Raw genomic sequence first — 26,752 nt, 5'->3', positions numbered from 1 at the left:
GGTCACCAAACTTTCATTTCCACTTGACCGAACGCACGGCCTGCGAGCACACCTCGATAGCATGCTTCACGCGTTCCCCTGAAGTTGAGGCACCAGAGAACTTGCAGTGGAAAGGCTACGAGGATGGCCGAGCCTTCCGCCCTTAAGCACATAAGATCTGCCGTCTCGCCAGCCGAGTTGTCATCGAATGCGACGTCGTAACCATCGCAGATGTACTTCCAGGCAACTTTCCACTGAATTGAGTCGAGGCGACTGACTCAAGCATATCCAAAGCGGCTGGATACCAGACTCGCTGTCACTCCCGCCATGATATTCAGAACAACTGAGCCTACTGGTTTGAAGAATTCGTACAGATCTAGGTTCCATACTGTTTCCATAAAACTACCCTCCTTAATGGCGTTGATTACCATCAAAATGGTTGGGTACCGCTCAAAAACAACGGCAGCTACGAGCACTGAAACGAGACTGAATACAATCAGGGAGATAGGGGCTTTCGAAACCCCGCATCCAGGTAGTTGTCGCATCCCTAGCCAGCTAGAAGACGCTTAAAATGTTTACAGGCCTTACCGGGGCCTGAGAAGACTCGAATCTTAACCTCAAAGGGACTTAGAAATCCAGAGATCCTACTCTCGAAAAGCTCGTCGTACTCATCGTTTTTGCGCAGCAAGTGCTCAAGGTGGGCCTGTTTGGTGGCGGTATCAGGCAATGCCTTGAGGCGCTGCTGGATGTTGTGGACTCTTATGTGAACGGGCGTCTGCAACAGAATGATGTGTTGTGCCTCACGGAAGCTTTTTCCTAACCAACTGAAATAGACTCCTTCAGCAATCCAGCACGACTGCTGGCTGTATTCGTCTACCCGGCGCAACCTTAGGTCTCTATCAGTGGGGCTGCCGAAAGCTCCCAACGCAGCATCATTATAGGCAATCTCATCCAGGCGAACGACCGGCGCCGGCATTAACACTGATAGCCGAGTTGCCAGCTCGCTTTTTCCGCTCCCTGGGCCACCGATGATGTGGATTCGTTTCAATGTTTTGTCCATTTTAATTTTGGTATTTTTCATTCTGAATCGCCCCGGTTTCTCTAGACACCTTGCAAGCTCAATGCTTGATCAAACCCAGCAGTCGCTGGTCTTCTATGGCGCGTGCAGATTGCGGCTCAGACAACCAGGCGTAAAGGCGTACTTAAACCGCACTCCTTAGCAAAGTACGCGGCGGCCTTTTTTAAGATGTCTCGTTCTTCAGTGACGCGCTTGAGCTCCGCTCGCAGACGACGCAGTTCAGCGTGCTGATCATCATCCTGCTGCCGTTCTTCTTGAGGTTTGCTGTAGCGCTTTATCAAGGCATAGAGGCTATGCGTCGACACACCGAGACGGGTCGCTACATCAGCGACAGGCAGCTTCTTTTCGGTCACTTGATGACCGCTTGGATTTTGAATTCTACGGGGTAACGCGGGTTGCTCATGGCACCTCCTAATTGGCCTCAGTTTAAGGCAAAGAGGCGTCGAGGACACCCGGGGCGATTCAGAATGAAAGAGAGCAACAACGAATTCCAGTCACCGACGTCGTTAAACGTGCACGATGGCATCATGTATGCACGCCCACCAGAGCAGCAAAACGCTATCTGGAAGCTTTCTCAGGAACCGAGGTTGTAGCCGAGCCACTCAAAGCTTTTGAGCGCGCCTATGATGAAACCAGGCGCTCGCTGCAGATCCTCGCCCCTCCATGGAAGAGCGCTACCCGACGAAAGACGCCTATGTGGCTGCCGTTCGCAGAGCGGCACACAAACTGGTCACGGTGCGAATGCTGCTGCCCGAAGACCGCACTCGGCTCGTCATGGAAGCCCAGGATAAAGGCGTACGCAGCGGGCCTTGAGCGCGCGCCTTTTGAGAGCGCGGAGAAACAACGCGAAGGGAATCAAGAGCAGGCGGGTTCAATCACAACCGGCTGAGCTGAGTCGGTCCAGCATGATATTGCGGGAGCTGTCGAAGAAGGTATTCGATCAGGCTGCCCGAATCTCATTGAATTACCGATCACGCCCTGCAGCTGGCGCAACTCACCACCCTCCTCCTTGAGTCGCTCCAGATACACATCAACGTTCAGTAATTGATAAGGGTCCTCCCAGGGTTTAGCACTCACGCCGATTGCCCAAGCAAGAGCAGCGTCTTGCGGTCCGGCTCACCCGAATAAAACTGCTCGAGCGCCTGCTGATACACAGCGGGGCCGGACGGGACACTCTTGAACAGCGTAAGGCAGGAGCGAAATTTCAGGTCATCGGGCGAGCCGAATATCTGCTCGGCACTCACCCCTCGATGCTGCAAAACGGCCGCGACACACGCCTCCAGTCGTGGCCCCAGTAACTCATGCTCGAGGTAGGCACGAGCCTCGGCAAGGCCGGAAATCGCGAAGCGTCCGGCCATATCGGAGCGACCCAGCCCCCGCAATTGCGGGAAGACGAACCACATCCAATGGCTCGTCTTGCGGCCCGCGCGCAGCTCGTCCATGACTCGACTGAACACCGGGCGCTGAGCCTCGACGAAACGGGACAGATTGAACGTATCCTGCATGATTCGCTGCTCCTACGATAAGCGCGTCGGTAATCTCAGTTCTGCGCACAGTCCGCCGCCTTCGCGATTTCTCAAGGTCAGGGTGCCGCCGAGGGCTTGTGCCAGTTGCTGGGCGATAGCCAGGCCCAGGCCCGTGCCGCCGGTGCTGCGGTTGCGCGAATTTTCCACGCGGTAAAATGGCTCAATCACACGGGCCAGCTCCTCTTCGGCAATGCCGGGACCACGATCCATCACGGTCACCGAGAGGCTGTCGCCGTCCTTCGATTCGACCCGCAGCTGCGCTGCACCGGCGAATTTGAGCGCGTTATCCGTGAGGTTTACCAGCACTCGGCGCAGCGCGTGGGGCCGCGTGTGAATCACTGCGGCGCTTTTGCCGCTGAGCTGCACGTCCTTGCCCATGTCCTGGTAGTCGAACACGAGGCTGTCGAGGAATGAATCAAGATCGGTACGGCGGCTTTCTTCGGTGGCACCATGCACGCTGCGGGCATAGGCAACGCCTTCACGCACCAGATGCTCCATCTCGCCGAGGTCATTCCACAATTTGTCTTTGTCGCCGCAGTCGTCCATCAATTCGGCACGCAGCTTCATACGCGTGATCGGGGTTTGCAGGTCGTGGGAAATCGCCGCCAGCAGTTGCATGCGCTCTTTCAGATAGGCCGCAATGCGCGCCTGCATGGCGTTGAAGGCGATGGCCGCGTGTGCGACTTCGGTCGGGCCTTGTTCATCCAGATGCACCGGGTGAGTATTGGGATCGAGGTTTTCCACGGCCTGGGCCAGGCGGGTCAGCGGGCGTATGGCAATGCGCACGGCCAGCCACGCGCACAGAATCATCAAGGCCAACTGGCCCAGCAAAACCACCGGCAGCCACGGCGACAACGGCACCATTGAGGGGCGCACGTCGATGGTCACTGGGCTGCCGTCGGCCAGTTTCAGATGGACCTGGAAGTGTTTGATAGGCCCGGGAATGTCTGTCACGGTCATCGGGTAATCCTTGCCGATGGCCTCCTTGATCGAGGTCACTGCAATCGGCGTGTCACGCAGGGCGGCGCCTGGCGAGCCTTCATCGAGCAAGTAGCGGTAATTGCGTCGATCCAGTTGTTTCAACCAACCCATGCGTTCCTCGGCGGGCAAGCGGTCAAGGATGGCAATGGACGTCGACACATCGGTTTCCAGATTACCGAGCATGGTGTTTTTCGCGGTTTCGTAACGCTCGTAATACTGCACGCCGAAGGACAAGGCCTGCGCCAGGGTCAGCCCTACCAGAAAGATCAGCGACAGCCGCGAGACGAGGGTACGAGGCCAATGCAGCGAAGGCTTCATGCCGGTGCTCCAAGCACTTGCACCGGCAGCGAGAAGACATACCCCTCGCTGCGCACGGTTTTGATGTAAGCCGGCTCGCGGGCATCGTCAAGCAGGCGTTGGCGCAGGCGGCTGACCAGCAGATCAATGGAACGGTCGAACAGGTCTGCGTCACGGCCCTGGGTCAGGTTGAGCAACTGGTCGCGATTGAGTACCCGTTGCGGATGGTCGAGGAACACCCGCAGCAGGCGATATTCAGCGCCGCTGAGGGCGACCATGGTGCCGTCTTCATCAAGCAGATGACGGGCGGATGTGTCCAGGCGCCAGCGCCCGAACTCCAGCAACCTTCCGGTTTCGGTAACGACCAGGTTGGGCGGCAGCATGCGCGTACGGCGCAGCACAGCGTTGATGCGCGCCAGCAATTCACGGGCGGCGAACGGCTTGACCAGGTAATCGTCGGCGCCCATTTCCAAGCCGATGATGCGATCGGTTTCGTCGTTGCGGGCGGTCAGCATCAGCACCGGCGTGGCCTTGTGTTTACCGGCGCGAATGTCGCGGCAGAGCACCAGGCCATCGTCGCCGGGCATCATGATGTCCAGCACGATCAGGTCCACTGGCGTGGTCTCGAGAAACGAGCGCATCTGGCGGCCATCCGCAACCACGGTAGTGCGCAGGCCGTTCTTTTTCAGGTAGTTGCCTACCATCTCTCGAATCTCACGGTCATCGTCCACGATGAGAATGTGATCAACGTGTTCCATGGGCCAAGCCTCTGTCAATGGGAATTGCGGCTCAGTCTATAGAGACTGAGTCCGTTCGCCCGCGGCGGTTTGTATTGCAGTGTATCTGCTCTGGCGAAGGATACACGCAGAGGCAAAAACAACAATTTCCGGGGGTTTGTATGGCCGTGTATCAGGACCGGGTCCTGATACGAACCGAGTTATCCGCGGCTGTTTTTGACACAGACGAGATACCTCACGGGCTTCTAATGAGCCACATCGAGGCCAACCCAAGCGCCTCGGCTCAACTGAACCACCCAACCATTGAAGCCTTGAGAAGACGACCATGAACACCAATACCCTCTATGCCACTTGCCTGTTTGCCGCCCTGAATATCTGCACCTTCTCGGCCCGCGCCGAAGCTGACGTCACGCCGCAAACCTACACCTACGGCACGCACCTGGACATCCAGAAAGTGGTGGCAATGACACAGGATGCCGGGGCTTCCTGCGGCATTGTCGATGCCCAACTGACCTACCTGAATTCGCAGGGCAAGACCGAGACCCTGAACTACCGCAAATTTGCCGATTGCCACAGCGATAACTGAGTTCGGCCCACATTTCATCAGGTGACCCTTATGTTCCTCATCGCATTCCTGGGCGGCTTATTGACCGTCCTCAGCCCTTGTATCCTGCCGGTCGTGCCATTTCTGTTCGCCGGTATCAACCGCACACGCTCATCGATCCTGCTTACCCTTGGCGGCATGGTCCTGACCTTCGCGCTGATTTCCAGTCTGGCCGTGGTCAGCAGTGAATGGGTGATTCAGGCCAACAACACCGGGCGTCATGTGGCACTGGTGGTGATGGCGCTGTTTGCCTTGTCGCTGATTTCGGCGCGAATCAGTGGCTGGCTGGCCAGCCCGTTCGTGTTACTGGGCAATCGCCTCGACCCCCAGACGCGCAGAATGTCCGGGCCACTGGGTTCGCTGATGATCGGCGTCGCTACCGGCCTGCTCTGGGCACCGTGCGCCGGGCCTATCCTCGGGGTGATCCTTACCGGCGCCATGCTGCAAGGCGCCAATGCGCAAACCAGCCTGCTGCTGGCAGCCTACGGCCTGGGCAGTGCACTGTCGTTGGGTACGCTGATTTTCGCCGGGCGCGGTTTAGTCAATCGCCTGAAGGCCTCGATTCCGGTCAGCGGCTGGCTGCGTCGCGCCACCGGTTTTGCGGTCCTGGCCGCAGCGCTGATGATTTCTACCGGTGCCGACAAGTCGCTGTTGGCCGGGGCGTCGTCCGAAGGCGTCAGCGTGCTGGAAAAAGGCGTATTGGAAAGCGTCCCCAAAGTTGTCGAATACCTGGTAAGCAAGGCCAAGGCCGAACCCACCCTCGACAACGCCCAAGGCCCGATGCCGTCGCTGTCCGGCGCGGTGGAATGGCTCAATTCGCCCGCACTGACCAGTGAGTCGCTCAGAGGCAAAGTGGTGCTCGTCGATTTCTGGACTTACGACTGCATCAATTGCCAGCACGCCCTGCCGTATGTGAAGGACTGGGCGCAGAAGTACGAGAAGGATGGCTTGGTGGTAATCGGCGTCCACACTCCGGAATACGGCTTTGAACGCATCATCAGCAATGTCAGGGATGAGGTGAAAAAGCTCGGCATTACTTACCCGGTGGCCATCGATAACAACTACGCGATCTGGCGCAACTTCGATAACCAGTACTGGCCCGCGCACTACCTGATCGACGCCAAAGGGCAGGTGCGTTTCACCCACTTCGGAGAAGGTGGCTACAAGACGCAGGAAAAGATGATTCAGCAACTGCTGCAGGAGGCGAAAGCTGCAGCCGCTTAACCCTTAAAAAACAATGGCCCACAGGCAATGCGCCGTGGGCCATTAGCTTTTTCTCCTGCGGCCTGGGTTGCGCGACCACAATCTCCCGCTCACCCCAGGTTAATCGGACACGATGCTTTTGGCCTCAAGAAACGCTTCCAGCCCAAAGACTCCAAACTCCCGGCCGACACCGGACTGCTTTACCCCGCCGAACGGCGCCAGCAGCTCTGGCGAAATTCTGTTGATCAACACCGAGCCGGCCTGCAGCTGGTTCGCCAGGCGTTGGGCACGTTCCGGTTGCCGGGAAAACACATAAGCTTGCAAGCCGTAGATACTGGCATTGGCAATAGCGATCGCTTGTTCTTGCGAGTCATACGCAATGATCGATAGCACCGGGCCGAAAATCTCCTCTTGCGCGATGTCCATGTCACTGCTGACGTCGGCAAAGACCGTAGGCCTGACGAAATAGCCCTTATCCAAACCGGTCGGTCTGCCCTCCCCGCCGATAATCAACGTCGCGCCTTGCGCCTGCCCGCGGCGGATGAAAGCTTGTACGCGGTCGAATTGGGCGCGATTGACCAGCGGCCCGAGGGCAGTGGCCGGATCCTGCGGATTGCCGACGACCATCGCCCCAACCAGGCTTTTGACGCGGTTGATAATGTCCTCGGCGTGCGTGCGTGGCACCAGCAGACGTGTGCCGGCGACACATGCCTGACCGTTGTTCATGAACGCCGCATTCAGAGCCAGGGGAATGGCGATGTCGAGATCGGCGTCATCCAGGATGATAGAGGCCGACTTCCCCGTGAGCGACAGACTCACTCGCTTCATGGTCTCGATTCCGGCGCGTGCAATGAGCTTTCCGGTGGCGGTGGACCCGGTGAATGAAATTTTCGCGATGAGTGGGCTGGCGCTGATTTCGTCACCCACATCACTGCCGCGCCCCAACAGAATATTGAAAACCCCTTTGGGCAACTCTGCGCGATGCAACGCTTGGGCGAGTACGGTGGTCTGCAACGGGCTCAACTCGCTCGGTTTGATGACCGAGGCACAGCCAGCCGCAATGGCCGATGCCAGTTTGCTGCATATCGTCCCGGCGGTGCTGTTCCAGGGGGCAAACAGCGCCGCGACTCCGACCGGCTCCATCACCACGGTAGCGTCACCGACCGAACGACTCAGGTCGAAATGTTTCAACACCTGCGCCGCATTGGTAAATGACTGCGAAGCGTAGCGACTGACCCATTGCGCACGGGCAAACGGCGCACCGTACTCTTGGATGGCGGTATCGCGAATTTCATTCGTGCTCGCCAGCACGGCAGCCTGCAACTGCTCGAGCATGTCGATACGCTCGGCCTTGGAGGTGCGGCCCATCGCGACTTGAGCACGCGAAGCCGCCGCGATAGCGCGCCTGGCATCTTCACGATCAGCCAGGGTGAGCGTACCGATGACCTCCTCGGTAGCTGGATTGATGCATTGCACCGTTTCATTGCCCCGAACGGGAACGAATGCTCCATCAATGTAACTGTGATTAATCTTCCACATCGTGGCGTACCTGATTATGGGCCCCAGTTGACGATCTGTGGCGAGTAGTCAACCGACTTGATAGCGTGCGGATAGGCCCGCTAAGTCACGGCAATTTCCCAAGGCGTTGCATGAGTGCCGTGTCCTGTCGGGAACTGGTCCTTCGCCAGATCATTGATACCCTCAGCGTGTTACTTCGCCGTGGCGGCTTTTTCGATCAGGCGGGCGACCGGTTCCGGGTTCGAAACCATCACGACATGTGAAGCGCCCTTGACCACTTCCACGGCTTTGGCAGCGGCGCGCTTGGCCATGAATGCCATGGCTTGCGGGGGAATGTTCTTGTCCTTGTCGCCGTAGATGTACCAGGACGGAATATGTTTCCAGGCGGGGCTGCCGGACGCTTCGTTGAGCGCCGCTTCCGTTACCGGACGTTGGGTGGCGGCCATCAATGCCGCCTCTTTCGCGGGGACGTCAGCGGCAAACTGGTTGTGAAATTTGTCCTGCTGGATGTACAAATCCTTGCCCCCATCGGCCAGCGGTACAGGCGCAGCCAGCGTTGGGCCCAGCGTGCTGCCCGGGAATTTGCCGGCCAGCCCGGCGACGGTTTCCCCGGCCTCAGGTGCAAACGCACTGACGTAAACCAGGGCTTTGACGTTGACATGATCGTTGGCCGCATCACTGATAACGTTGCCGCCATAGGAATGGCCGACCAACACCACCGGCGAATGAATGCTCGTCAGCAATGCCGAGATTGCCGAACCATCGCTCTTTACACCGCGCAATGGGTTGGCAGCGGCAACCACCGGGTAACCATCCTTCTCGAGAATCTTCACGACGCCATTCCAACTCGACGCATCGGCAAAGGCGCCATGCACGAGCACAATCGTGGGTTTTTCAGTTTGCGACCAGGCGTGTGTCGCCATGCTCAGGCTGACGGCGACGGCTAGTGCGGTTAATACTTTTTTCATTGTTAACTCCAGGTTTGACGGGAATCAGGGAGCGAAGCGAGTGAACACAAAGTCGTGATTACGCACTCGCGCCTGGTGACAGGCGAAGCAGGTTTCGTGTTGGGCTTCATCGGCCGGTTTACCGTTGATAAACCGCCCGAATCCCCAACCACCGGTTGCTGCATATTTTTTCGAGTCCTTGACCATCACCTGCACGGTCGTGGCCGGCCCCGGGATGGACGCCGGCTCGAATTCCGGGGACTGCACATGTTTCCAGGCCAGCTTTACCAGCACCGTGCCATCGGGGAATGGCAGCGTTGAGTCCTGATAAGCCTTGATGGCCAAGTCATTGCCCAGCACGGCTCGCAGTTCATTCAGGGGTGCTGCTTCCTGCGCCGGCGCAATCAGCGGCCATAGGCGGTAGTTTTCAGGCAATTTCACGCCATAGATCGGTGAGGCGTTGCCAGTGCTGGCGTCGCCCGAGGCAACACCGGTAGCGGTCAACGCTGCGATTGCAATGGCAGCCGACATCGCGGCAAGAAATTTCAGCTTCATCATCGCCATCCTCTCATCCGGTTTTCAAAGATGATCGGCGTCGATCACCGCCTGGGCGAAGGCTTTCGGCGCTTCCTGCGGCAAGTTGTGCCCAACACCACCGGTGATCAATCGGTACTCATACTTGCCAGCGAAGCGCTTGGCGTACGCTTCGGCAGGTGGGTGCGGTGCGCCGTTCGCATCACCTTCCAGGGTGATGGTGGGCACGCTGATGGATGGAAATGCCGCGAGTTTCTTCTCCAGCGCGTCGTATCTGGCCTCGCCCTTGACCAGCCCCAGGCGCCAGCGATAGTTGAAAATCGACACGGCCACGTGATCAGGGTTTTGCAAGGACGCCGCGCTGCGCTCATAAGTGGCGTCGTCGAAATTCCACTGTGGCGACGCCAGCTTCCAGATGAGCTTGGCGAAGTCATGGGTGTTTTTCTCGTAGCCCAGGCGCCCGCGCTCGGTCGCGAAGTAGAACTGGTACCACCACTGCAGTTCGGCGGCTGGCGGCAATGGCGCCTTGCCCGCCTCTTGGCTGCCTATCAGGTAACCGCTCACAGCGACCAGGGCTTTGACTCTTTCCGGCCACAGTGCGGCAACGATATCTGCAGTGCGGGCGCCCCAGTCAAACCCACCCAGCACCGCCGTCTTGATCTTCAGCGCGTCCATGAAGTCGATCAGGTCGCTTGCCAGCGCAGCAGGTTGACCATTGCGAACTGTCTTGGCCGAGAGAAAATGCGTATCGCCATAACCACGCGCAGAAGGGATCAACACTCGATATCCCTTGTCCGCCAAAGCAGGAGCGACATCAGCGTATGCGTTGATATCGTAGGGCCAGCCGTGCAACAAAATGACCACAGGGCCATCGGCTGGGCCGAGTTCCGCGTAAGAAACGTCCAGCAGCCCCGCTTTCACATGCTTAAGAGCACCGAGAGAGGTGTGAGCTCCCGGCGTGATCGCCCCAATGGTGGACGCGGGTACATCAGCCGCGCTGGCTTGGGAAAAACCGCCAGCCACCGCTGCGAATTGCAGCACCGCTGCTGCCAACAGCGATGGGGCAAGACCCCGCAGGCGGCTGGATTTATTTTGGTTGTTCAGCAAGGTCATCTCCATGGTGTTTCTCCGTAGCGAGCCGCCGAATAGCGGCCCGGTGTGTTGACTCGATGGCGTGTGAGCTACTGGGCTGTCTTCGTTGCGCTCAGCTTGGCGCGCAGCGGCCGGAAGGCCTCCCGCAACTCTTCGCTGAACAATTGAGGTTGCTCCCAGGAAGCGAAGTGGCCGCCCTTGTTAACCTGGCTGTAGTAGGAAAGTGATGGGTAAGCGCGTTGCGCCCAGCTTTTTGGCGCCTGATAGATCTCGTGCGGGAATACCGTGATCGCCACCGGCACCTTGATGCTTGCGGTGTTCTGCGCGGCAGCGCTGAAATTGTTGTTGTTGTTTTCCCAGTAGAAACGCGATGACGATGCGCCTGCATTCGTCAGCCAGTACAGGCTGATATCGTCCAGCATCTCGTCACGGGTCAATACCCGTTCAGGCTGACCATCGCTGTCCGTCCACGCGGCGATTTTTTCGTACATCCACGCCGCAGTACCGGTAGGCGAATCGGCCAGCAGGTAACCGATAGTCTGCGGGCGCGTAACCATCATCGCGCCGTATGCTGCATTGCGGCCGAAGAAGGTGCTCAAGGAATCAAACGCCTTGCGTTCAGGCTCAGTGAGCCCGACAGGGGCCGGGTCACCACTATTGATCGGCTTGACCAATTCGGGCGGGATGGTGGCCGGCATGTTCAAGTGGATGCCCAACAGACCCGGCGGATTCAGGCGTCCCAATGCATCCGATATCACCGAACCGTGATCTCCGCCCTGGGAAACATAGTGGGTATAACCCAGACGCTTGATGAGCACATCCCAAGCCTTCGCGACTCGATCCGGCCCCCAGCCCAATTCAGTTGGCTTACCGGAAAAACCGTGTCCCGGAATCGATGGAATGATCACGTCGAACGAATCTTCAACCTTACCGCCGTAAGCAACGGGATCCGTCAGCGGGCCGATAGTCTTCAGGAACTCGAACTGTGAGCCAGGCCATCCGTGTGTCAGAAGCAGCGGCATCGCGTTGGGGTTTCGCGAGCGAACATGGATGAATTGAATATCGACACCGTCAATAGTCGTGATGAATTCAGGCAGCGCATTGAGCTTAGCTTCGGCCTTGCGCCAGTCATAGCCGCTGCCCCAATACTTCACCAGCGCCTGGACCTGGGCCAACTGCACGCCTTGGGAAACGTCATTGACGGTCTCTTTGTCCGGCCAGCGGGTCGCCGCAATGCGCTTTTTCAGATCGGTCAATTGAGCTTCATCGACGTGAATTCGATACGGTCGAATCGATTCGGGATTGGTCGAGGCCGAGCTGGCAACTGACGCATCGGCGGCCGGGCCAGCAGCCCAGGCTCCACCGCTGCCGGCTATCAGGGCCAACCCCAAAACGCCCATTCTCACGGAAGAAGCCAGACTATGGCGCCAGGTGAAACCGAACGTAGCTGCAGGCATTTTGAATTTCCTATAAGTCATTGGTCGACAACGTTGCGAAACGCGCAGAGATAGCCGCGAGTTAAATGAGTCATCCATTGGAGAAGGTTTGCGCCTTCTCGATGGGTTCATTTAAAGCCCCGCAGGTATCCCGTATGTGTCATCAACCGACTTAAAAGAATCGCTGTGTATCTATCCAACGCGCAGATACACAACGATACAAACCGACCACTCGCTCATTAGAAAGCCAATGCCCCGACTTGTCGGGGCATTGGCTTTTCGGGGACGTGGAAAATATAAGGCTTTTCAGCCCATCAAGCCCGGCAAAGGGCATCGAGACTGCATCGATTGCCAGGCGGCTTGACTACCCAAGGAACGGGCAGATACCCAGCTCAACTTCATATTTATGCAATTGCACTTATCTGACGCCCCTTACAGTTGAGGCTATTCAAGCGCTGGCTAGAATCAATTATTGTCGATGCCGAGGTTACAACCATGACCCTAGCCCAAATCCTTCTATTTCTTCCCGCAGCAGCAATCGTTGCCGTCTCACCAGGCGCCAACAACCTGCTTGCATTCGCAAACGGCAGCAGCCAGGGCTTGCTGCCTACAGTGGTCGGTCTTTCAGGTCGATGTACGGCCTTTGCACTGATGATCGCAATGGTGATTATCGGTTTGGGCGCATTGCTAGAGGCGTCTGAACTCGCTTTCCAGATTCTTAAATGGGCAGGTGTGCTTTACCTCGCCTATCTCGGCGTGAGAATGCTGATAGGCCATGATTGTCACAAAGATGGGGCTTCTGGCTTATTCCAACCTGTCGATGCCTACTCCTTGGCCCGCAGGGAGTTCATGACAGCCATGACCAACCCCAAAGCAATCTTGCTCTTCACTGCTTTTGTTCCCCAATTCATTGTTTCTGGTGCTGGCGATTCCTTCACTGCCCAGTTCGTCGTTTTGAGTGCAATCTACATTGCCGTCGAGTTTATCGCCGCTATAGGCTGGGCTCTTGCTGGAAGCATCATTCGATCTCTGCACCCTTCGAAACGGAGATTGTCGATCATCAATCGCATAACGGGCGCAATGATGCTCTGCGCAGCCGCCTTACTGGCCACAGCCAGAAAAACTTAAGTGTGTACGTCTGCGAAAGCGAGGGAGCGTCCCTGACGGAACGCCCCTTCCTCTATGATTCAGCGGCGAAAGAGACGATCTAGAACCAGCAGCGCTACTGCACCAATCGCGATTGCAGCAACTGGTTTTTCTTTAACAAACGTAGATACGCCGTCCAGTACGTCGCCGTAGGTCTGGGTCAACTGACCAGCCGCTTGACGACCAGCGCCTTCTGCTTCCAGCTTGGAATCACCAAACAGCTTCCCGACGACGCTCTGTGTCTTTCCAGCAACCTTTTCTGCAACACCTTCGACTTGTTCACTCTTCATAAATCACCAAACCTTTGCTCGTAATTAGTTAGCTCAGGTTCAACCTGAGCCAGGCGCTAGCTGCACAGCGTTAGGGGGATGGGCGTTAGCATAAGTTCAAAGTTGTTGAGGCTCGTGAGGTGGCCGCTGGATTCCTGCTCGAAGTCCTCGCGTCTCGTTTGCACTCCAGCCCCGCCGACCACACCAGCCCGCCCTACAAGATCTTGTAGTCGCTAACCCTCCACAAGTCCTCTATAAAAAACCGCACTTCCCCCTCCCCCAAGGAACACCCTGCCATGCACATGGAAGAGCACACGCTGAGCGCAATGGACGACGAGCTTAAACTCATGCTGGGTCGCTTTCGGCATGAACAATTCGTCGAAAAACTAGGATGGCGATTGCCCATCCCGCCGCACCAGGCCGGTTATGAATGGGATCAATACGACAACGAGCACGCCCGCTACCTCCTGGCGTTCAACGAGCATCGTTCAATCGTCGGCTGCGCCCGGCTGATACCCACTACATTCCCCAACCTGCTGGAGGGTGTGTTCAGCCATGCCTGCGAAGGCACACCACCCAGGCATCCCGCCATTTGGGAAATGACACGCTTCACCACCCGCGAACCGCAACTGGCCATGCCTTTGTTCTGGAAAACCCTCAAGACCGCCAGCCTGGCGGGTGCCGATGCCATCGTCGGAATCGTCAACAGCACGATGGAACGCTATTACAAGATCAACGGGGTCAAGTACGAACGCCTGGGGTCGGTAATCGAGCATCAGGGCGAAAAAATTCTCGCCATCAAACTTTCGGCTCACCGCGAACACCACCGTGGCGCCCGCTTACCTTCAGCCTTCACGTCTGAGGCGTTATTGGAAGAGACTGCTTGATAATAACGGCCGAGTCGTCCTCTTGGGCGACTCGGCGCAGCAGGTGAACCTCAGATATAGCCCAGCGCGACGGCGTAAGACACGGCCTGTACGCGGTTGCTGGCGCCGATTTTGCGTTGGATGTTGCGGTGATGGTAGTTCACGGTGTCGGTGCACACGCCCATGATCACGCCAATTTCCTCCGACGTCTTGCCATCGGCGGTCCAGCGCAACACATCACATTCGCGCTCGCTGAACTCCACATCCGTGTTGAACGCACGTACATCAGTCTCCAGCGCCGAAATCTTCTCCAGGGCCGCCGCCGCAAACGCTTTGGTCACTGGCTTCAATGCTTCGAATTCCTGAAGGCTGATGGCATTGTCCTTGCGTGCCAGGCTTAACACCCCGACCCTGCCCTGGGTGTTGAACGAAGGTTGGGCCAGGCCATGGCATAGACTCGAGTCGTTGGCTTCTGACCACAGGTCCGGGCAGTTTCGGAACAACTCATTGCTCCATAAAATGGGGGCCGACGAGATTTTGCTGTGTTTCACCGTGGGGTCGATCAGCGCATAGTTAGCGGCTTGATAGCGTTGTAGCCAGTGCTCGGGATAGTTGCCGTACATATAGGTCTTGGGCCGCATGAACGGCGTCACGCTGCACATGCCATAGGCGAAAAAATCAAACCGCAGTTCACGCAAGGCTCTCAATGCAACAACGGTGAACTCCTCCATGTTCATGGCTTTTGCAAAGATACTGTAAAAATAAGCATCCCATCCCAACAGCTGTCCTAATTCCATTTTGAACGCCTATAACACTCCAAGGGAGTCGTGAGACTAAACCAACCTGAACGTCTGTCAACTCCCAAAATCAACACTCATAGACTGCTTCGCACTAGCGACATGTTTTTTATGTCTAACCCAACTAACTAGCCATAGGCCACTGTTTCTCAGCCGACGAATGAGCCTGCCCCTTCATAATAATGCAACACTCCATCCGACCGATCGCGCCCGCCCTGAGCCACTACAAGATCTGGTAGTTCCAAGCCCGAGAAACGCAGGTGTATAAACAACACCGCACAAAACGATCAATGCGAAACAGTTCAAAAGCATTCAATTTCGCCGCATGCAATTAACTAATTATTTAATTGATTGTCCGCAATTTCAGTCAACTAAGGAGAACATTGCCCATGCCCGGTTCGCTTTCATCTGGCGGCTTTAATGACCATCTTGAACTTCGCCGAAAAAACCGCGCCACTGTTGATCAGTACATGCGTACCAACGGCGAAGACCGCCTGCGCCGCCATGAGTTGTTCACGCCGGATGGCAGTGGCGGCTCCTGGAACACCGAAACCGGTGAACCCCTTGTCTTTAAGGGCCACGCTAAGCTGGCCGCGCTCGGAGTATGGCTGCAGCAGTGCTTCCCAGACTGGCAATGGCACAACGTCCGAGTGTTTGAAACCGACAACCCCAACCACTTCTGGGTGGAAAGTGACGGCCGCGGCACCACTCGAGTTCCTGGTTATCCGCAAGGTTATTGCGAAAACCACTACATCCACTCCTTCGAGCTGGACAACGGCAAGATCACGCAAAACCGTGAGTTCATGAACCCTTTTGAACAACTTCGCGCCTTGGGCATCCCGGTGCCAAAAATCAAGCGTGAAGGTATCCCCGCCTCATAAGTCCTTTATCCATTGGAGATTGAGCATGCCTGATAGCACAGTGCAACAACCCATCACTGACGATACTGAACTGCGTCGCAAGAACCGCGCTACGGTTGAACAATACATGCGCACCAAAGGCCAGGACCGCCTGCGCCGGCATGAACTGTTTACCGAAGACGGTTCAGGCGGTTTATGGACCACGGATACGGGTGCACCGATTGTAATCAGTGGCAAAGCTAAGTTGGCCGAACATGCTGTTTGGTCACTCAAGTGCTTCCCGGATTGGGAATGGTACAACGTCAAGGTATTTGAAACCGATGACCCCAACCATATCTGGGTCGAGTGTGATGGCCACGGCAAGATTCTCTTTCCTGGTTACCCGGAAGGTTATTACGAGAACCACTTCTTGCACTCCTTCGAGCTGCAAGACGGCAAAGTAAAACGCAATCGCGAATTCATGAATGTCTTTCAACAATTGCGCGCCTTGGGTATTCCAGTGCCGCACATCAAGCGTGAAGGCATTCCTGCCTGATCCTTTTGGGAGAGCGATCGCATCATGGAAGACTTACTGAAACGGGTTCTGAAGTGTGAAGCGTTGCAGCAGCCTCAATGGAGCGAACCCTCACAATTGCATGACGCGCAGGCCTATCTCAGGGACAGCGCGTCACTGATTCGCGTTGAAGATATCCTGGTGTTGCGCGCGACCCTGGCCAGGGTCGCGGCTGGCGAAGCGATGATCATCCAGTGCGGCGACTGCGCCGAGGACATGGATGAAAGCGCTGCCGACCATGTGACCCGCAAAGCCGCGCTGCTGGATATGCTGGCCGGGACGTTCAGGCTGGTCACCCAGCAACCGGTGGTGCGGGTGGGGCGAATTGCTGGGCAGTTTGCCAAGCCTCGCTCCAACCACAGCGAACGCATCGGCGATGTTGAGTTGCCGGTGTACCGCGGCGATATGGTCAACGGTCGTGAGGCGGTCCCCGGCCATCGCCAGCATGATGCGCAACGCTTGGTACGAGGCTATCGCGCCGCTCAGGACATCATGCAACACCTGGGATGGAAGGCACCGTCCGGCCAGGAGCAGCTCACCGGCTCCCCTGCCTGGACCAGTCACGAGATGCTGGTGCTCGACTACGAACTGCCGCAAGTGCGCCAGGACGAACAGGGCCGGACATTCCTTGGCTCTACCCATTGGCCGTGGATTGGCGAGCGTACCCGTCAGTTGACGGGCGCTCACGTAGCGCTGCTCAGCGAAGTGCTCAACCCGGTGGCCTGCAAGGTCGGCCCGGATATCACCCAGGATCAGTTACTGAGCCTGTGCGAGCGCCTGGACCCCAGGCATGAGCCCGGCCGGCTGACCCTGATTGCCCGCATGGGCGCCCACAAGGTCGCCGACCGCCTGCCACCGCTGGTTGAAGCGGTGCGCCGTGCCGGCCACAAGATCATCTGGCTCAGCGACCCGATGCACGGCAATACCATCGTCGCGCCCTGCGGCAATAAGACTCGCATGGTGCAGACCATCACCGACGAAATCACCGCCTTCAAACATGCCGTGATCTCGGCCGGTGGCGTGGCCGGCGGTCTACATCTGGAAACCACTCCCGATGACGTCAGCGAGTGCGCCTCCGATGCCGCCGGCCTGAGCCAGGTTGCCAGCCACTACAAAAGCCTGTGCGACCCGCGCCTGAACCCCTGGCAAGCCATTACTGCGGTGATGGCCTGGAAAGCCTGCCCTCCTCCCTCTTTTGTTTCCCTTTGACTGGAGTTTGTCGCCATGACCGGCATTCCATCGATCGTCCCTTATGTCCTGCCTACCTCCCGCGACCTGCCCGCCAACCTCGCGCAATGGCACATCGACCCCGAACGCGCCGTACTGTTGGTGCATGACATGCAGCGCTACTTCCTGCGGCCCTTGCCGGATGCCTTACGTGACGAAGTGGTGGGCAATGCCGCACGCATTCGCCAGTGGGCTGCCGACAACGGCGTGCCAGTGGCCTACACCGCCCAGCCGGGCAGCATGAACGAGGAACAACGCGGGCTGCTCAAGGACTTCTGGGGCCCGGGCATGAAGGCCAGCCCGACCGACCGTGAGGTCGTCGACGCCCTCACCCCCCAGCCCGGTGACTGGCTGCTGACCAAGTGGCGCTACAGTGCGTTCTTCAACTCCGACTTGTTGCAACGCCTGCACGCCAGCGGGCGCGATCAGCTGATCCTGTGTGGGGTGTATGCCCATGTCGGGGTATTGATTTCCAGCGTGGATGCGTACTCCAACGATATCCAACCCTTTCTCGTTGCCGACGCCATTGCCGACTTCAGCAAGGAGCACCACTGGATGGCCATGGAATACGCCGCCAGCCGTTGCGCCATGGTCATCACCACCGATGAGGTGGTGCTATGAGCCAAGCCGCCGCCCGCCTCATGGAACGCATCCTGCAACCGGTGCCCGAACCCTTTGCCCTCTTGTATCGCCCGGAATCCAGCGGCCCCGGGCTGCTGAATGTGCTGATTGGCGAGATGTCGCAGCCGCAGGTCCTGGCCGATATCGACTTGCCCGCCCCCTCGATCGGCGCCCCTCGCCTGGATGTACTGACGCTGATTCCCTACTGCCAAATTGCCGAACGGGGCTTTGCGGCGGTGGACGATCAGTCGCCGCTGCTGGCGATGAACATTACCGAGCAGCAAACCATCAGCATCGAGCAGATGCTGGCGTTACTGCCCAACGTGCCGATCCAGTTGAATAACGAACGCTTCGACCTCAGCGACGCCAGCTATGCCGAGATCGTCAGCCAGGTGATCGCCAACGAAATCGGCTCCGGGGAAGGTGCCAACTTCGTGATCAAGCGCACTTTCCTGGCGGAGATCAGCGAGTACCAGCCGGCCAGTGCGCTGTCGTTCTTTCGTCATCTGCTGGAACGGGAGAAAGGCGTCTATTGGACATTCATCATTCACACCGGCAACCGCACCTTCGTCGGTGCGTCCCCCGAGCGCCACATCAGCGTCAAGGACGGGCTCGCGGTGATGAACCCCATCAGCGGCACTTACCGCTACCCTCCCGCCGGCCCCAGCCTGACGGAGGTCATGGACTTCCTGGCCGACCGCAAGGAGGCCGATGAGCTGTATATGGTGGTCGATGAAGAACTGAAAATGATGGCGCGTATTTGTGAAGACGGCGGACACGTCCTCGGCCCCTACCTCAAGGAAATGACCCATCTGGCGCACACCGAGTACTTCATCGAAGGCAAGACCCGCCGCGATGTGCGCGAAATCCTCCACGAAACCCTGTTCGCCCCGACGGTCACCGGCAGCCCGCTGGAAAGCGCCTGCCGGGTGATCCAGCGCTATGAGCCGCAAGGCAGGGCGTACTACAGCGGCATGGCCGCGCTGATTGGCAGCGATGGCAAGGGCGGACGTTCCCTGGACTCGGCGATCCTGATTCGCACCGCCGACATCGATAACTGCGGGCAGGTTCGGATCAGCGTGGGTTCGACCATCGTGCGGCACTCCGAACCGATGACCGAAGCCGCCGAAAGCCGGGCCAAGGCTGCGGGCCTGATCGCCGCGCTGAAAAACCAGGCGACCTCGCGCTTCGGCGACCACCTGCAGGTGCGCGCGGCATTGGCCAGCCGCAATGCCTACGTCTCGGATTTCTGGCTGATGAACAGCCAGCAACGGCAACAGACCCAGGCCGACTTCAGTGGCCGCCAGGTGCTGATCGTCGACGCCGAAGACACGTTCACCTCGATGATCGCCAAACAGCTGCGGGCTCTCGGGCTGGTGGTGACGGTGCGCAGTTTCAGTGACGAGTACAGTTTCGACGGTTACGACCTGGTGATCATGGGCCCTGGCCCTGGCAACCCGAGCGATGTGCAACTGCCGAAAATCGACCATCTGCACCTGGCCATCCGTTCCCTGCTTAGCCAGCAGCGGCCATTCCTCGCGGTGTGCCTGAGTCACCAGGTGTTGAGCCTGTGCCTGGGCCTGGAGTTGCAACGCAAGGCCATTCCCAACCAGGGCGTGCAAAAACAGATCGACCTGTTCGGCAACGCCGAACGAGTGGGTTTCTACAACACGTTCGCGGCGCGCAGCTCCAGTGACCGCCTGGACATCGACGGCATCGGCACCGTTGAAATCAGTCGCGACAGCGAGACCGGCGAGGTACATGCCCTGCGTGGGCCGGCGTTTGCCTCCATGCAGTTTCATGCCGAGTCGCTTTTGACCCAGGAAGGCCCGCGCATCATCGCCGACCTGCTGCGACACGCCCTCATCCACACACCTGTCGACAGCAGCGTTTCGGCCGCCGGGAGATAAGCATGCACAACTACGTCATTATCGACGCCTTTGCCAGCGTCCCGCTGGAAGGCAATCCGGTCGCGGTGTTCTTTGACGCCGATGATTTACCGCCCGCGCAAATGCAACGCATCGCCCGAGAAATGAACCTCTCGGAGACCACCTTTGTGCTCAAGCCGCGCAACGGTGGAGATGCGCTGATCCGGATTTTCACACCGGTCAACGAACTCCCTTTTGCCGGGCACCCGTTGCTGGGTACGGCGATTGCCCTGGGAGCACATACCGACAACCACCGGCTGTATCTGGAAACCCAGATGGGCACCATCGCCTTTGAACTGGAGCGCCAGAACGGCAGCGTCATCGCCGCCAGCATGGACCAGCCGATCCCGACCTGGACGGCCCTGGGCCGCGACGCCGAACTGCTCAAGGCCTTGGGCATCAGTAACTCGACCTTTCCCATCGAGATCTATCACAACGGCCCGCGCCATGTGTTTGTCGGCCTGCCGAGCATTGAAGCATTATCGGCCCTGCATCCCGACCACCGTGCACTGTCCAACTTCCATGACATGGCGATCAACTGTTTTGCCGGCGCAGGACGGCGTTGGCGCAGCCGCATGTTCTCACCGGCCTACGGCGTTGTGGAGGATGCGGCCACAGGCTCCGCCGCCGGGCCATTGGCGATTCATCTGGCGCGCCATGGCCAGATTGAGTTTGGCCAGCCAGTGGAGATTTTACAGGGTGTGGAAATCGGCCGCCCCTCACTGATGTTCGCCAAAGCTGAGGGCTGCGCCGAGCAACTGACGCGAGTCGAGGTATCAGGTAATGGCGTCACATTTGGACGGGGGACCATTGTGCTATGAACGGCTCAATACAAGGCAAGCCGCTGTTGGGTAAAGGCATGTCGGAATCCCTCACCGGCACATTGGATGCGCCCTTCCCCGAATATCAGACACTGCCCGCCGATCCCATGAGCGTGCTGCACAATTGGCTGGAGCGTGCGCGCCGCGTGGGCATCCGCGAGCCCAGGGCGCTGGCGCTGGCCACCGCCGACAGCCAGGGCCGGCCCTCTACGCGGATCGTGGTGATCAGCGAGATCAGTGACGCCGGCGTGGTGTTCAGCACCCATGCCGGCAGCCAGAAAGGCCGTGAACTGAGCCACAACCCATGGGCTTCGGGTGTGCTGTATTGGCGCGAAACCAGTCAGCAAATCATCCTCAATGGCCAGGCCGTACGCTTGCCAGACGCCAAGGCTGATGATGCGTGGCTCAAGCGCCCTTATGCCACGCACCCGATGTCATCGGTGTCTCGCCAGAGTGAAGAACTGGAGGACGTGCAGGCCATGCGCAACGCCGCCAGGCAACTGGCGGACCTGCAGGGTCCCCTGCCGCGTCCCGAGGGATATTGCGTGTTCGAGTTGCGACTTGAATCGCTGGAGTTCTGGGGAAATGGGCAGGAGCGCCTGCATGAGCGGTTGCGTTATGACCGCAGCGATGCAGGCTGGAGGGTGCGGCGTTTGCAGCCCTGAGTAGCATCGGAAATAGCCGGCCTTTCACAAAACCTTCTCCGTGACACATCTCGGTCAAAGGTGGGAGGGGCCTGCACCCGATGAGCATAGGTATCTACACAACTTTGCAGTCGCCAACAGTAACTACGATGCGAAGCGAGCCGCTCTTGATCTTGCTCTTGATCTGCTGTTGATCTCAGGCGCCCCGTTAAACCACGCTGGCCGGAATTCGACAGGGATTTGGGGGGTAAACCGGCAGGGATGCCGGTTTAGCCGCCCCGCGCCATGGAGGGCGCGTGGCGGCGGCCTCCCAAATCCATGGCGGATTACGGGCACACCGAGCCTGAGCGAGGTGCCGAGTGGTGTGGCAAGAGCGTTTGGTTACTTTGCGCTTTTCAAAGTGACCCGCTGTAAAAGCGGAACCAATAGTGGCCGTTGCCCAAATAACGGATATGTACTCGGTCTGATCCAACATTCTGGTCGGCTGTCAGGCCGCCATCGGGGGCAAGCCCCCTCCCACAGTGTCCGACGGCGTACCAGAGGTTGTGTAGATACCCATGCCCCGATGAGGGCGTGCCAGTGAATGCATCAATAACTGAGCCACCGCCATCGGGGGCAAGCCCCCTCCCACAGTGTCCGCGCCGTACCCAAAGGTTGTATAGATACCTGTGCCCGCTACCTGCGTCCTAACGTCGCAGCAGCCAGCTCTTGGAAAATCCCACACAAGCCTTAGAATCGCGCGCTCGCTTGCAGTCGTCGGGACTTGATGACTGCAGGCTTCAGCAACGCGTACCTGAATGGCTGGCCACACATTCGTCGATGTGTGTCCGACTCAACCACCCTCATTTGCACAACACACTTCGGTTTGGCAATCGCATGCACGCCTGTGCCTGTTTCGCTGTTCGATTCTAGAGGTCTTTATGTCTCCGCGTTTGCTGGCCATGGCGCTGGCGCCCCTGCTCGGGCTGTTCATTGTTGCTCTGGGCAACGGCTTTCTTTCATCCCTGACCACCCTTCGGCTGGACGCAGCCGGTGCCTCGGCCACCATGATCGGTATCGTTTCATCGGCGTACTTCATTGGCCTGACGCTGGGCGCCGTCTTTAATGATCGATTGATTCTGCGCATCGGTCATATCCGCGCCTACGGCAGCTTTGCCTCGTTGATCGCGGTGACCATCCTGCTGCAAGGATTGTTCTACGACACGTGGGGCTGGTTCGCGCTGCGTCTGATCAACGGCTGGGCCACGGTCGGGGTGTTCCTGGTGATCGAGAGCTGGCTGTTGCTGGCCGGCGACGCGAAGATCCGTGGGCGCTTGCTCGCGCTGTATATGATCGTGCTGTATGGCGCGGGCGTGCTGGGCCAGGCAGCACTGGGCAAGATCACCGGCCTGAGCGAAAGCGCGCCGTTCATGGTGGCCGGCATGCTCGCTTCGTTGTCGGTGCTGCCTATTGTGATCCTGCCACGGGTGTCGCCGCTGCTGGATCAGGTTGAACCCCTCAAGCCACGGCAACTGCTGGGCGTGACGCCGACCGGGCTGATCGGGTGTTTTGGCTCGGGGGTCACCATTGCGGCGATTTACACCTTGCTGCCGCTGTACCTGCAACGCGCCGGCCTGGACGTCGGCGAAGTTGGCAGCATGATGGCCTGGACAATCCTCGGCGCCATGCTCCTGCAATATCCAGTCGGGCGCTGGTCCGACCACAGGGATCGTTTGCAGGTGCTGACAATTCTGGCGATGGCCTGCACGGTCTTGTCGCTGGTGATTGTATTGCTGCCGTTGTCGTCGCTGATGCTGGCCGTGCTGCTGTTCCTGCTCGGCGGCGCGGTGTTTGCGCTTTACCCGGTTGCCGTCAGCCATGCCGCCGACCGCGCCCCTGCCGAAGCGCTGGTACCGATGATCCAGGGCTTGCTGCTGATCAACTCGTTGGGCTCGGCAATCAGTCCGATGATGATCTCACCGCTGATGAATTCGTTCGGCGCAAATGGGCTGTTCTGGGTATTCGCACTGGTCAACCTGTGCATGGTCACCTTTTTCTTATGGCGCCGTAACAAACGCGCCGCTCCGGCCAATCCCGCACCTTTTGCCGCTGCGGCAACGTTCTCGCCGACCGGTGCTGAATTGCGCGTGACCGAAGATCTGCGCCAGGCGGCGCAGGATCATCCGCCCATGGTCGATGCGCTGAGTGGCGAGCCCACCCACTCCCAGTCCTGAACCACGCCCAATCGCCCTGGCCCGTGCGGCTGGGGTGATTCGCGCTTATGCGCTTTCCTGCTTCTCTTGTACTGTCGGCTGTGGGCTCAACGCCCACGGCGCCATCAACCGCTGCGGGCTCTGGCAAGTTTTACGCTTAAGCACGAAGTCCTGGCACTTTTGCGCAAACTGTTGACGGTCATGCACCATATCCATCTGCATTTGTGCCAGCTCATGTTCGCGACAGCGCTTAACCTGCTGAATATCCATCGCGGCTTTACGGGCACGTGCTTGAAGGCATTTCTCATCGGTCAACGCACTGCTGGCCTGCTGCATGAGCCACAGGCCGAATGCGTCTGGGCAACGCGGTCCGATGCCTTGGATCATTCCGTAGTGCTGGGCTTGGAGGGCACTGATGGGCAGGCATTCTTCGGTGAGTTTATGCGCGATTTCACTGCCGACGGCCCGTGGCAGGCTGTAGGTCCAGTATTCGGAGCCATAAAGACCCATGGTTTTGTAATGCGGGTTGAGCACGACACCCTCACGGGCCAATACAACATCAGCGGCCAGCGCCAGCATCACGCCGCCTGCGCCAGCGCTGCCGGTCAGGCCACTGATTACCAGTTGCCTGGCTGTTAGAAGCTCCAGGCACACATCGTCGATGGCCTGGATGTTGGCCCAAGCTTCCAGCCCCGGCACTTTGTCGGCCTGGATGACGTTGAGATGAACGCCATTGGAAAAACTGCCGCGCCCGCCCTTGATCAGCAACACCTGGGTATCTCGCGCCTTGGCCCAGCGCAATGCAGCCACCAGGCGTTGGCATTGTTCGGTGCTCATGGCGCCGTTATAGAACTCGAACGTCAGTTCGCCGACGTGTCCGACTTCGCGGTAGCGAATCGGTTGATAGACCAGCGCATTAAACGCCTGGTGGGCGATGGAGCTATCGAGCACCGGCACGCCGGCCAACTGCTCAGCCAGGACGTGCCGTGCCGGCAGCTTGAAGGTCTCCTCCCCTGGCTGGGCTTTGCGTTTGAGCGAACCGATCCACAGGCTGCGGTCGCCGGCCGCCACCAGCACGGCGTCGTCCTGTACCGCGAGGATTGCTCCCGGCGTACCCTGGCGTGAATCCAGGTGTGCGTCGTACAGGTAATACTGCCCGCCCTCAAGGCTTGCCAGCACGCCGGGCTGGCCATCGGCGGCGTCGATGCTGCGTTTGATGAAGCTTGCGCAATCGAACCAACTGAAGGTGCGGTCGGCCTGGGTCATGTTCGGTTGCAAACGCCCGATGACGTTGGGTTGTGTGTAGTCGAGCGGCACCGGGACGAAACCGTTGGCAAACTTTTGCACCACATCGCGGATGCAAACCATCGCGGCGTCACTCACCGGGCCGTTGTACAGCTCGGATTTGCGCACATCAGTGGGCATGTCGAATTCGCAGGTGGACCAGATCGGCCCGGCATCCATCTCCTCCACCGCTTGCAGGGCTGTGACACCCCAGCGGCTGAGCTGCCCGGTGATGGCCCAATCCAGTGCACTGGCGCCACGGTCGCCGACAATGCCCGGATGGATGATCACTACCGGGCGCTGCGCATGGCTCCACAGCTGCTGTGGCACACGGTCCTTGAGAAAGGGGCAGATCACCAGGTCGGCGCCTGAAGCCTCGATCTGCCGGCACACCGAGGCTTCATCGGTGAACACCACCACGCTGGGGTCGTGACCCGCCTGGCGCAGGTCCAGCCAGGCGCGCTGGGTCAAACCGTTGAACGCCGATGATAACAAGAGGATCTTCAATGACCGCATGGCTGACTCTTCCTTGAGAATGCGCGGCCAGAGACACTCCTTGAGCCGTCCCTGGCCTTTGATGGAATCACAAGATTATAGCGCTCGCCGGTACGGTCACCTGATCAGGATCAATCTTGCGTGCCCAGCCCGGCGATCAACGCATCGAGCACCACGCGAACCTTGGGCTGCGCCTGGCGGCTCTTGACCCAGGCCAGGCTGATCTCAAACCCTGCTGTCGCCAATTGCGGCAAGACCTGGACCAATGTTCCGTCGTGCAACTGTTGCTTGGCCAGCCACGTCGGCAACTGGACGATACCGCAGCCAGCCAACGCGGCCATCAGCAACCCTTCACCGTTACCCACCACCCACTGCGGCGCAGCATGCTTGTGCAGCGTCATGCCCTGTTCGCCGGTGTAGCGCCACGGGCTGATACGCCCATCCGCCCAGCCATAGGCGATGCACTGATGGTGGGCGAGGTCGTGCTCCGACACCGGTGTGCCATGCCGGGCCAGGTACGCCGGGGCGGCACACAAGACATGCCATTCATGGGCGAGCACCTTGTGCCCTAGCGTCTGCGGCCACTCATCCGCATTGCCGATGTGCACGACGATGTCGGCGCCTTCCCGGAACGGGTCGACCAGGCCATCACAGAAGGTCAGGTGCGGCACCAGCAGCGGATGTGCCTGCATCCATGGAACAAGGAATGGCAGCACCTGGGTGCGACCGAATGTGCCTGGCAGGTCAATGCGCACTCGTCCACGCGGCTCGGTATTTTCCGCTTGCAAGGACAGCTCGGCTTCTTCCAGGTCAGCCAGCACCCCGGTGCAGGTACGCAGGAACGCGATGCCCGCATCGGTCAATGCCAATACACGCGTCGTACGCTGGAACAGTCGGGCGCCCAGGCGTTTTTCCAGCCTGGCAATGGATTTACTCACGGCAGACGCGGTCAGGGCCATGTTTTCGGCGGCCGCGGTGAAGCTGCCGTATTGCGCAACGCAGACAAACACGTCAATGCCCTTCAAACGTTCGGAGGCAAACATAGATGGTCCTTATTCATGAATTCATTTCCTGAGTCGTTGGAAAAAGCATCCTAAATCAGAATTCACAGCATCAG

Annotated in this window: 26 protein-coding genes and 2 pseudogenes; 13 read left to right on the top strand and 15 right to left on the bottom strand. The window is 58.7% G+C overall.

Going from position 1 to position 26,752, the window contains the following annotated elements; all coding sequences use genetic code 11:
- Nucleotides 1-526: 526 nt before the first annotated feature.
- Together NMB39_RS14980 and NMB39_RS14975 are read right to left on the bottom strand one after the other, a co-directional pair.
- The gene (locus tag NMB39_RS14980) at nt 527-1,060 is read right to left on the bottom strand and encodes a P-loop NTPase family protein (RefSeq protein WP_494340538.1); all 534 of its coding nucleotides are present in this window, start codon (nt 1,058-1,060) and stop codon (nt 527-529) included.
- Nucleotides 1,061-1,100: 40 nt separating this feature from the next.
- A pseudogene (locus NMB39_RS14975) lies at nt 1,101-1,460 on the bottom strand (transposase); the annotation flags it as partial.
- A gap of 260 nt (nt 1,461-1,720) precedes the next feature.
- On the opposite strand from NMB39_RS14975, the gene NMB39_RS14970 reads away from it, so the two are divergent.
- Entirely contained in the window at nt 1,721-1,870 is a 150-nt protein-coding gene (locus tag NMB39_RS14970; RefSeq protein ID WP_494340539.1) for an alpha/beta hydrolase domain-containing protein, read from the top strand.
- Nucleotides 1,871-2,130: 260 nt separating this feature from the next.
- Here the strand turns inward: NMB39_RS14970 and NMB39_RS14965 are convergent, their stop codons facing one another.
- Genes NMB39_RS14965 through NMB39_RS14955 form a run of 3 tightly spaced genes read right to left on the bottom strand, consistent with a single transcriptional unit; the run spans nt 2,131 to nt 4,619 of the window.
- A complete protein-coding gene (locus NMB39_RS14965; protein ID WP_494340540.1) occupies nt 2,131-2,562 on the bottom strand; it encodes a DUF1810 domain-containing protein in 432 nt (143 codons plus the stop codon).
- A 12-nt stretch (nt 2,563-2,574) separates the two neighbouring features.
- Entirely contained in the window at nt 2,575-3,882 is a 1,308-nt protein-coding gene (locus NMB39_RS14960; RefSeq protein ID WP_494340541.1) for an ATP-binding protein, read from the bottom strand.
- Nucleotides 3,879-4,619: a response regulator gene (locus tag NMB39_RS14955; protein ID WP_124377939.1), complete on the bottom strand. Its 741-nt coding sequence runs from the start codon at nt 4,617-4,619 to the stop codon at nt 3,879-3,881. The genes NMB39_RS14960 and NMB39_RS14955 overlap by 4 nt, the downstream gene beginning before the upstream one ends.
- A 304-nt stretch (nt 4,620-4,923) precedes the next feature.
- Between NMB39_RS14955 and NMB39_RS14950 the strand changes: the two genes are divergently transcribed.
- Nucleotides 4,924-5,184 carry a DUF2790 domain-containing protein gene (locus tag NMB39_RS14950; protein ID WP_057022317.1) on the top strand — a complete coding sequence of 87 codons (261 nt, stop codon included), beginning with the start codon at nt 4,924-4,926 and terminating at the stop codon, nt 5,182-5,184.
- Between the two features lie 30 nt (nt 5,185-5,214).
- Nucleotides 5,215-6,426, top strand: coding sequence for a cytochrome c biogenesis protein DipZ (locus NMB39_RS14945; protein WP_494340542.1), 1,212 nt, complete (start codon nt 5,215-5,217; stop codon nt 6,424-6,426).
- Between the two features lie 99 nt (nt 6,427-6,525).
- Here the strand turns inward: NMB39_RS14945 and NMB39_RS14940 are convergent, their stop codons facing one another.
- The 6 genes and pseudogenes from NMB39_RS14940 to NMB39_RS14915 form a co-directional block, all read right to left on the bottom strand.
- On the bottom strand, nt 6,526-7,944 hold the full coding sequence (locus tag NMB39_RS14940; RefSeq protein ID WP_198721120.1) for an aldehyde dehydrogenase family protein: 1,419 nt from the start codon (nt 7,942-7,944) through the stop codon (nt 6,526-6,528).
- A gap of 17 nt (nt 7,945-7,961) precedes the next feature.
- Nucleotides 7,962-8,108: pseudogene (locus tag NMB39_RS14935) on the bottom strand (creatininase family protein); the annotation flags it as partial.
- Nucleotides 8,109-8,114: 6 nt separating this feature from the next.
- Nucleotides 8,115-8,891 carry an alpha/beta fold hydrolase gene (locus tag NMB39_RS14930; protein WP_024075434.1) on the bottom strand — a complete coding sequence of 259 codons (777 nt, stop codon included), beginning with the start codon at nt 8,889-8,891 and terminating at the stop codon, nt 8,115-8,117.
- Between the two features lie 24 nt (nt 8,892-8,915).
- Entirely contained in the window at nt 8,916-9,425 is a 510-nt protein-coding gene (locus NMB39_RS14925; protein WP_198721118.1) for a cytochrome P460 family protein, read from the bottom strand.
- Nucleotides 9,426-9,449: 24 nt separating this feature from the next.
- A complete protein-coding gene (locus NMB39_RS14920) occupies nt 9,450-10,523 on the bottom strand; it encodes an alpha/beta fold hydrolase (protein ID WP_494340543.1) in 1,074 nt (357 codons plus the stop codon).
- A gap of 62 nt (nt 10,524-10,585) precedes the next feature.
- The gene (locus NMB39_RS14915; RefSeq protein WP_057022311.1) at nt 10,586-11,953 is read right to left on the bottom strand and encodes an epoxide hydrolase family protein; all 1,368 of its coding nucleotides are present in this window, start codon (nt 11,951-11,953) and stop codon (nt 10,586-10,588) included.
- Between the two features lie 474 nt (nt 11,954-12,427).
- Here NMB39_RS14915 and NMB39_RS14910 point away from each other — a divergent pair, with 474 nt between their 5' ends.
- On the top strand, nt 12,428-13,060 hold the full coding sequence (locus NMB39_RS14910; RefSeq protein ID WP_057022310.1) for a LysE family translocator: 633 nt from the start codon (nt 12,428-12,430) through the stop codon (nt 13,058-13,060).
- 59 nt (nt 13,061-13,119) lie between these two features.
- Here NMB39_RS14910 and NMB39_RS14905 read toward each other — a convergent pair whose 3' ends face one another.
- Entirely contained in the window at nt 13,120-13,368 is a 249-nt protein-coding gene (locus NMB39_RS14905; protein WP_046068153.1) for a CsbD family protein, read from the bottom strand.
- A 275-nt stretch (nt 13,369-13,643) separates the two neighbouring features.
- Between NMB39_RS14905 and NMB39_RS14900 the strand changes: the two genes are divergently transcribed.
- Nucleotides 13,644-14,234, top strand: a complete 591-nt coding sequence (locus NMB39_RS14900; RefSeq protein WP_057022309.1) for an acyl-homoserine-lactone synthase — start codon at nt 13,644-13,646, stop codon at nt 14,232-14,234.
- A 50-nt stretch (nt 14,235-14,284) separates the two neighbouring features.
- On the opposite strand, the gene NMB39_RS14895 is transcribed toward NMB39_RS14900, so the two are convergent.
- The gene (locus tag NMB39_RS14895; RefSeq protein ID WP_494343359.1) at nt 14,285-14,944 is read right to left on the bottom strand and encodes an autoinducer binding domain-containing protein; all 660 of its coding nucleotides are present in this window, start codon (nt 14,942-14,944) and stop codon (nt 14,285-14,287) included.
- A gap of 455 nt (nt 14,945-15,399) precedes the next feature.
- Here NMB39_RS14895 and NMB39_RS14890 point away from each other — a divergent pair, with 455 nt between their 5' ends.
- The 8 genes from NMB39_RS14890 (at nt 15,400) to NMB39_RS14855 (ending at nt 23,877) form a co-directional block, all read left to right on the top strand.
- Complete coding sequence (locus NMB39_RS14890) at nt 15,400-15,891, top strand: PhzA/PhzB family protein (protein ID WP_057022307.1); 492 nt, start codon at nt 15,400-15,402, stop codon at nt 15,889-15,891.
- Nucleotides 15,892-15,916: 25 nt separating this feature from the next.
- Nucleotides 15,917-16,405 carry a PhzA/PhzB family protein gene (locus NMB39_RS14885; RefSeq protein WP_043050171.1) on the top strand — a complete coding sequence of 163 codons (489 nt, stop codon included), beginning with the start codon at nt 15,917-15,919 and terminating at the stop codon, nt 16,403-16,405.
- Nucleotides 16,406-16,429: 24 nt separating this feature from the next.
- A complete protein-coding gene (locus tag NMB39_RS14880; protein ID WP_124356125.1) occupies nt 16,430-17,632 on the top strand; it encodes a 3-deoxy-7-phosphoheptulonate synthase in 1,203 nt (400 codons plus the stop codon).
- A gap of 15 nt (nt 17,633-17,647) precedes the next feature.
- Nucleotides 17,648-18,271 (top strand): isochorismatase family protein, encoded by a 624-nt coding sequence (locus NMB39_RS14875; protein WP_057022305.1) that lies wholly within the window; start codon nt 17,648-17,650, stop codon nt 18,269-18,271.
- A gap of 20 nt (nt 18,272-18,291) precedes the next feature.
- Nucleotides 18,292-20,181 carry an anthranilate synthase family protein gene (locus NMB39_RS14870; RefSeq protein WP_494340589.1) on the top strand — a complete coding sequence of 630 codons (1,890 nt, stop codon included), beginning with the start codon at nt 18,292-18,294 and terminating at the stop codon, nt 20,179-20,181.
- Nucleotides 20,182-20,183: 2 nt separating this feature from the next.
- On the top strand, nt 20,184-21,020 hold the full coding sequence (locus NMB39_RS14865; protein WP_464005592.1) for a PhzF family phenazine biosynthesis protein: 837 nt from the start codon (nt 20,184-20,186) through the stop codon (nt 21,018-21,020).
- Complete coding sequence (gene phzG / locus NMB39_RS14860) at nt 21,017-21,685, top strand: phenazine biosynthesis FMN-dependent oxidase PhzG (protein WP_198718978.1); 669 nt, start codon at nt 21,017-21,019, stop codon at nt 21,683-21,685. Before NMB39_RS14865 ends, phzG begins: the two co-directional genes overlap by 4 nt.
- An 899-nt stretch (nt 21,686-22,584) precedes the next feature.
- Nucleotides 22,585-23,877 (top strand): MFS transporter, encoded by a 1,293-nt coding sequence (locus tag NMB39_RS14855; RefSeq protein WP_198718979.1) that lies wholly within the window; start codon nt 22,585-22,587, stop codon nt 23,875-23,877.
- 45 nt (nt 23,878-23,922) lie between these two features.
- Here the strand turns inward: NMB39_RS14855 and NMB39_RS14850 are convergent, their stop codons facing one another.
- Together NMB39_RS14850 and NMB39_RS14845 are read right to left on the bottom strand one after the other, a co-directional pair.
- On the bottom strand, nt 23,923-25,656 hold the full coding sequence (locus tag NMB39_RS14850) for a hydrogenase maturation protein (protein WP_494340544.1): 1,734 nt from the start codon (nt 25,654-25,656) through the stop codon (nt 23,923-23,925).
- Nucleotides 25,657-25,766: 110 nt separating this feature from the next.
- Complete coding sequence (locus tag NMB39_RS14845) at nt 25,767-26,678, bottom strand: LysR family transcriptional regulator (RefSeq protein WP_494340545.1); 912 nt, start codon at nt 26,676-26,678, stop codon at nt 25,767-25,769.
- Nucleotides 26,679-26,752 lie beyond the last annotated feature (74 nt).

This window comes from Pseudomonas sp. FBCC-B545 (assembly GCF_059134095.1).
This window is presented reverse-complemented; position numbering and strand designations above follow the sequence as displayed.

Coding starts and splice junctions, on each gene's coding strand:
- NMB39_RS14890 (WP_057022307.1), top strand. CDS start 15,400: ATGCCCGGTTCGCTTTCATCTGGCGGCTTTAATGACCATCTTGAACTT.
- NMB39_RS14960 (WP_494340541.1), bottom strand. CDS start 3,882: ATGAAGCCTTCGCTGCATTGGCCTCGTACCCTCGTCTCGCGGCTGTCG.
- NMB39_RS14865 (WP_464005592.1), top strand. CDS start 20,184: ATGCACAACTACGTCATTATCGACGCCTTTGCCAGCGTCCCGCTGGAA.
- NMB39_RS14855 (WP_198718979.1), top strand. CDS start 22,585: ATGTCTCCGCGTTTGCTGGCCATGGCGCTGGCGCCCCTGCTCGGGCTG.
- NMB39_RS14970 (WP_494340539.1), top strand. CDS start 1,721: ATGGAAGAGCGCTACCCGACGAAAGACGCCTATGTGGCTGCCGTTCGC.
- NMB39_RS14870 (WP_494340589.1), top strand. CDS start 18,292: ATGGAACGCATCCTGCAACCGGTGCCCGAACCCTTTGCCCTCTTGTAT.
- NMB39_RS14875 (WP_057022305.1), top strand. CDS start 17,648: ATGACCGGCATTCCATCGATCGTCCCTTATGTCCTGCCTACCTCCCGC.
- NMB39_RS14925 (WP_198721118.1), bottom strand. CDS start 9,425: ATGAAGCTGAAATTTCTTGCCGCGATGTCGGCTGCCATTGCAATCGCA.
- NMB39_RS14940 (WP_198721120.1), bottom strand. CDS start 7,944: ATGTGGAAGATTAATCACAGTTACATTGATGGAGCATTCGTTCCCGTT.
- NMB39_RS14980 (WP_494340538.1), bottom strand. CDS start 1,060: ATGAAAAATACCAAAATTAAAATGGACAAAACATTGAAACGAATCCAC.
- NMB39_RS14845 (WP_494340545.1), bottom strand. CDS start 26,678: ATGTTTGCCTCCGAACGTTTGAAGGGCATTGACGTGTTTGTCTGCGTT.
- NMB39_RS14950 (WP_057022317.1), top strand. CDS start 4,924: ATGAACACCAATACCCTCTATGCCACTTGCCTGTTTGCCGCCCTGAAT.
- NMB39_RS14895 (WP_494343359.1), bottom strand. CDS start 14,944: ATGGAGGAGTTCACCGTTGTTGCATTGAGAGCCTTGCGTGAACTGCGG.
- NMB39_RS14915 (WP_057022311.1), bottom strand. CDS start 11,953: ATGCCTGCAGCTACGTTCGGTTTCACCTGGCGCCATAGTCTGGCTTCT.
- NMB39_RS14910 (WP_057022310.1), top strand. CDS start 12,428: ATGACCCTAGCCCAAATCCTTCTATTTCTTCCCGCAGCAGCAATCGTT.
- NMB39_RS14880 (WP_124356125.1), top strand. CDS start 16,430: ATGGAAGACTTACTGAAACGGGTTCTGAAGTGTGAAGCGTTGCAGCAG.
- NMB39_RS14920 (WP_494340543.1), bottom strand. CDS start 10,523: ATGGAGATGACCTTGCTGAACAACCAAAATAAATCCAGCCGCCTGCGG.
- NMB39_RS14955 (WP_124377939.1), bottom strand. CDS start 4,619: ATGGAACACGTTGATCACATTCTCATCGTGGACGATGACCGTGAGATT.
- phzG (WP_198718978.1), top strand. CDS start 21,017: ATGAACGGCTCAATACAAGGCAAGCCGCTGTTGGGTAAAGGCATGTCG.
- NMB39_RS14965 (WP_494340540.1), bottom strand. CDS start 2,562: ATGCAGGATACGTTCAATCTGTCCCGTTTCGTCGAGGCTCAGCGCCCG.
- NMB39_RS14945 (WP_494340542.1), top strand. CDS start 5,215: ATGTTCCTCATCGCATTCCTGGGCGGCTTATTGACCGTCCTCAGCCCT.
- NMB39_RS14905 (WP_046068153.1), bottom strand. CDS start 13,368: ATGAAGAGTGAACAAGTCGAAGGTGTTGCAGAAAAGGTTGCTGGAAAG.
- NMB39_RS14930 (WP_024075434.1), bottom strand. CDS start 8,891: ATGAAAAAAGTATTAACCGCACTAGCCGTCGCCGTCAGCCTGAGCATG.
- NMB39_RS14900 (WP_057022309.1), top strand. CDS start 13,644: ATGCACATGGAAGAGCACACGCTGAGCGCAATGGACGACGAGCTTAAA.
- NMB39_RS14885 (WP_043050171.1), top strand. CDS start 15,917: ATGCCTGATAGCACAGTGCAACAACCCATCACTGACGATACTGAACTG.
- NMB39_RS14850 (WP_494340544.1), bottom strand. CDS start 25,656: ATGCGGTCATTGAAGATCCTCTTGTTATCATCGGCGTTCAACGGTTTG.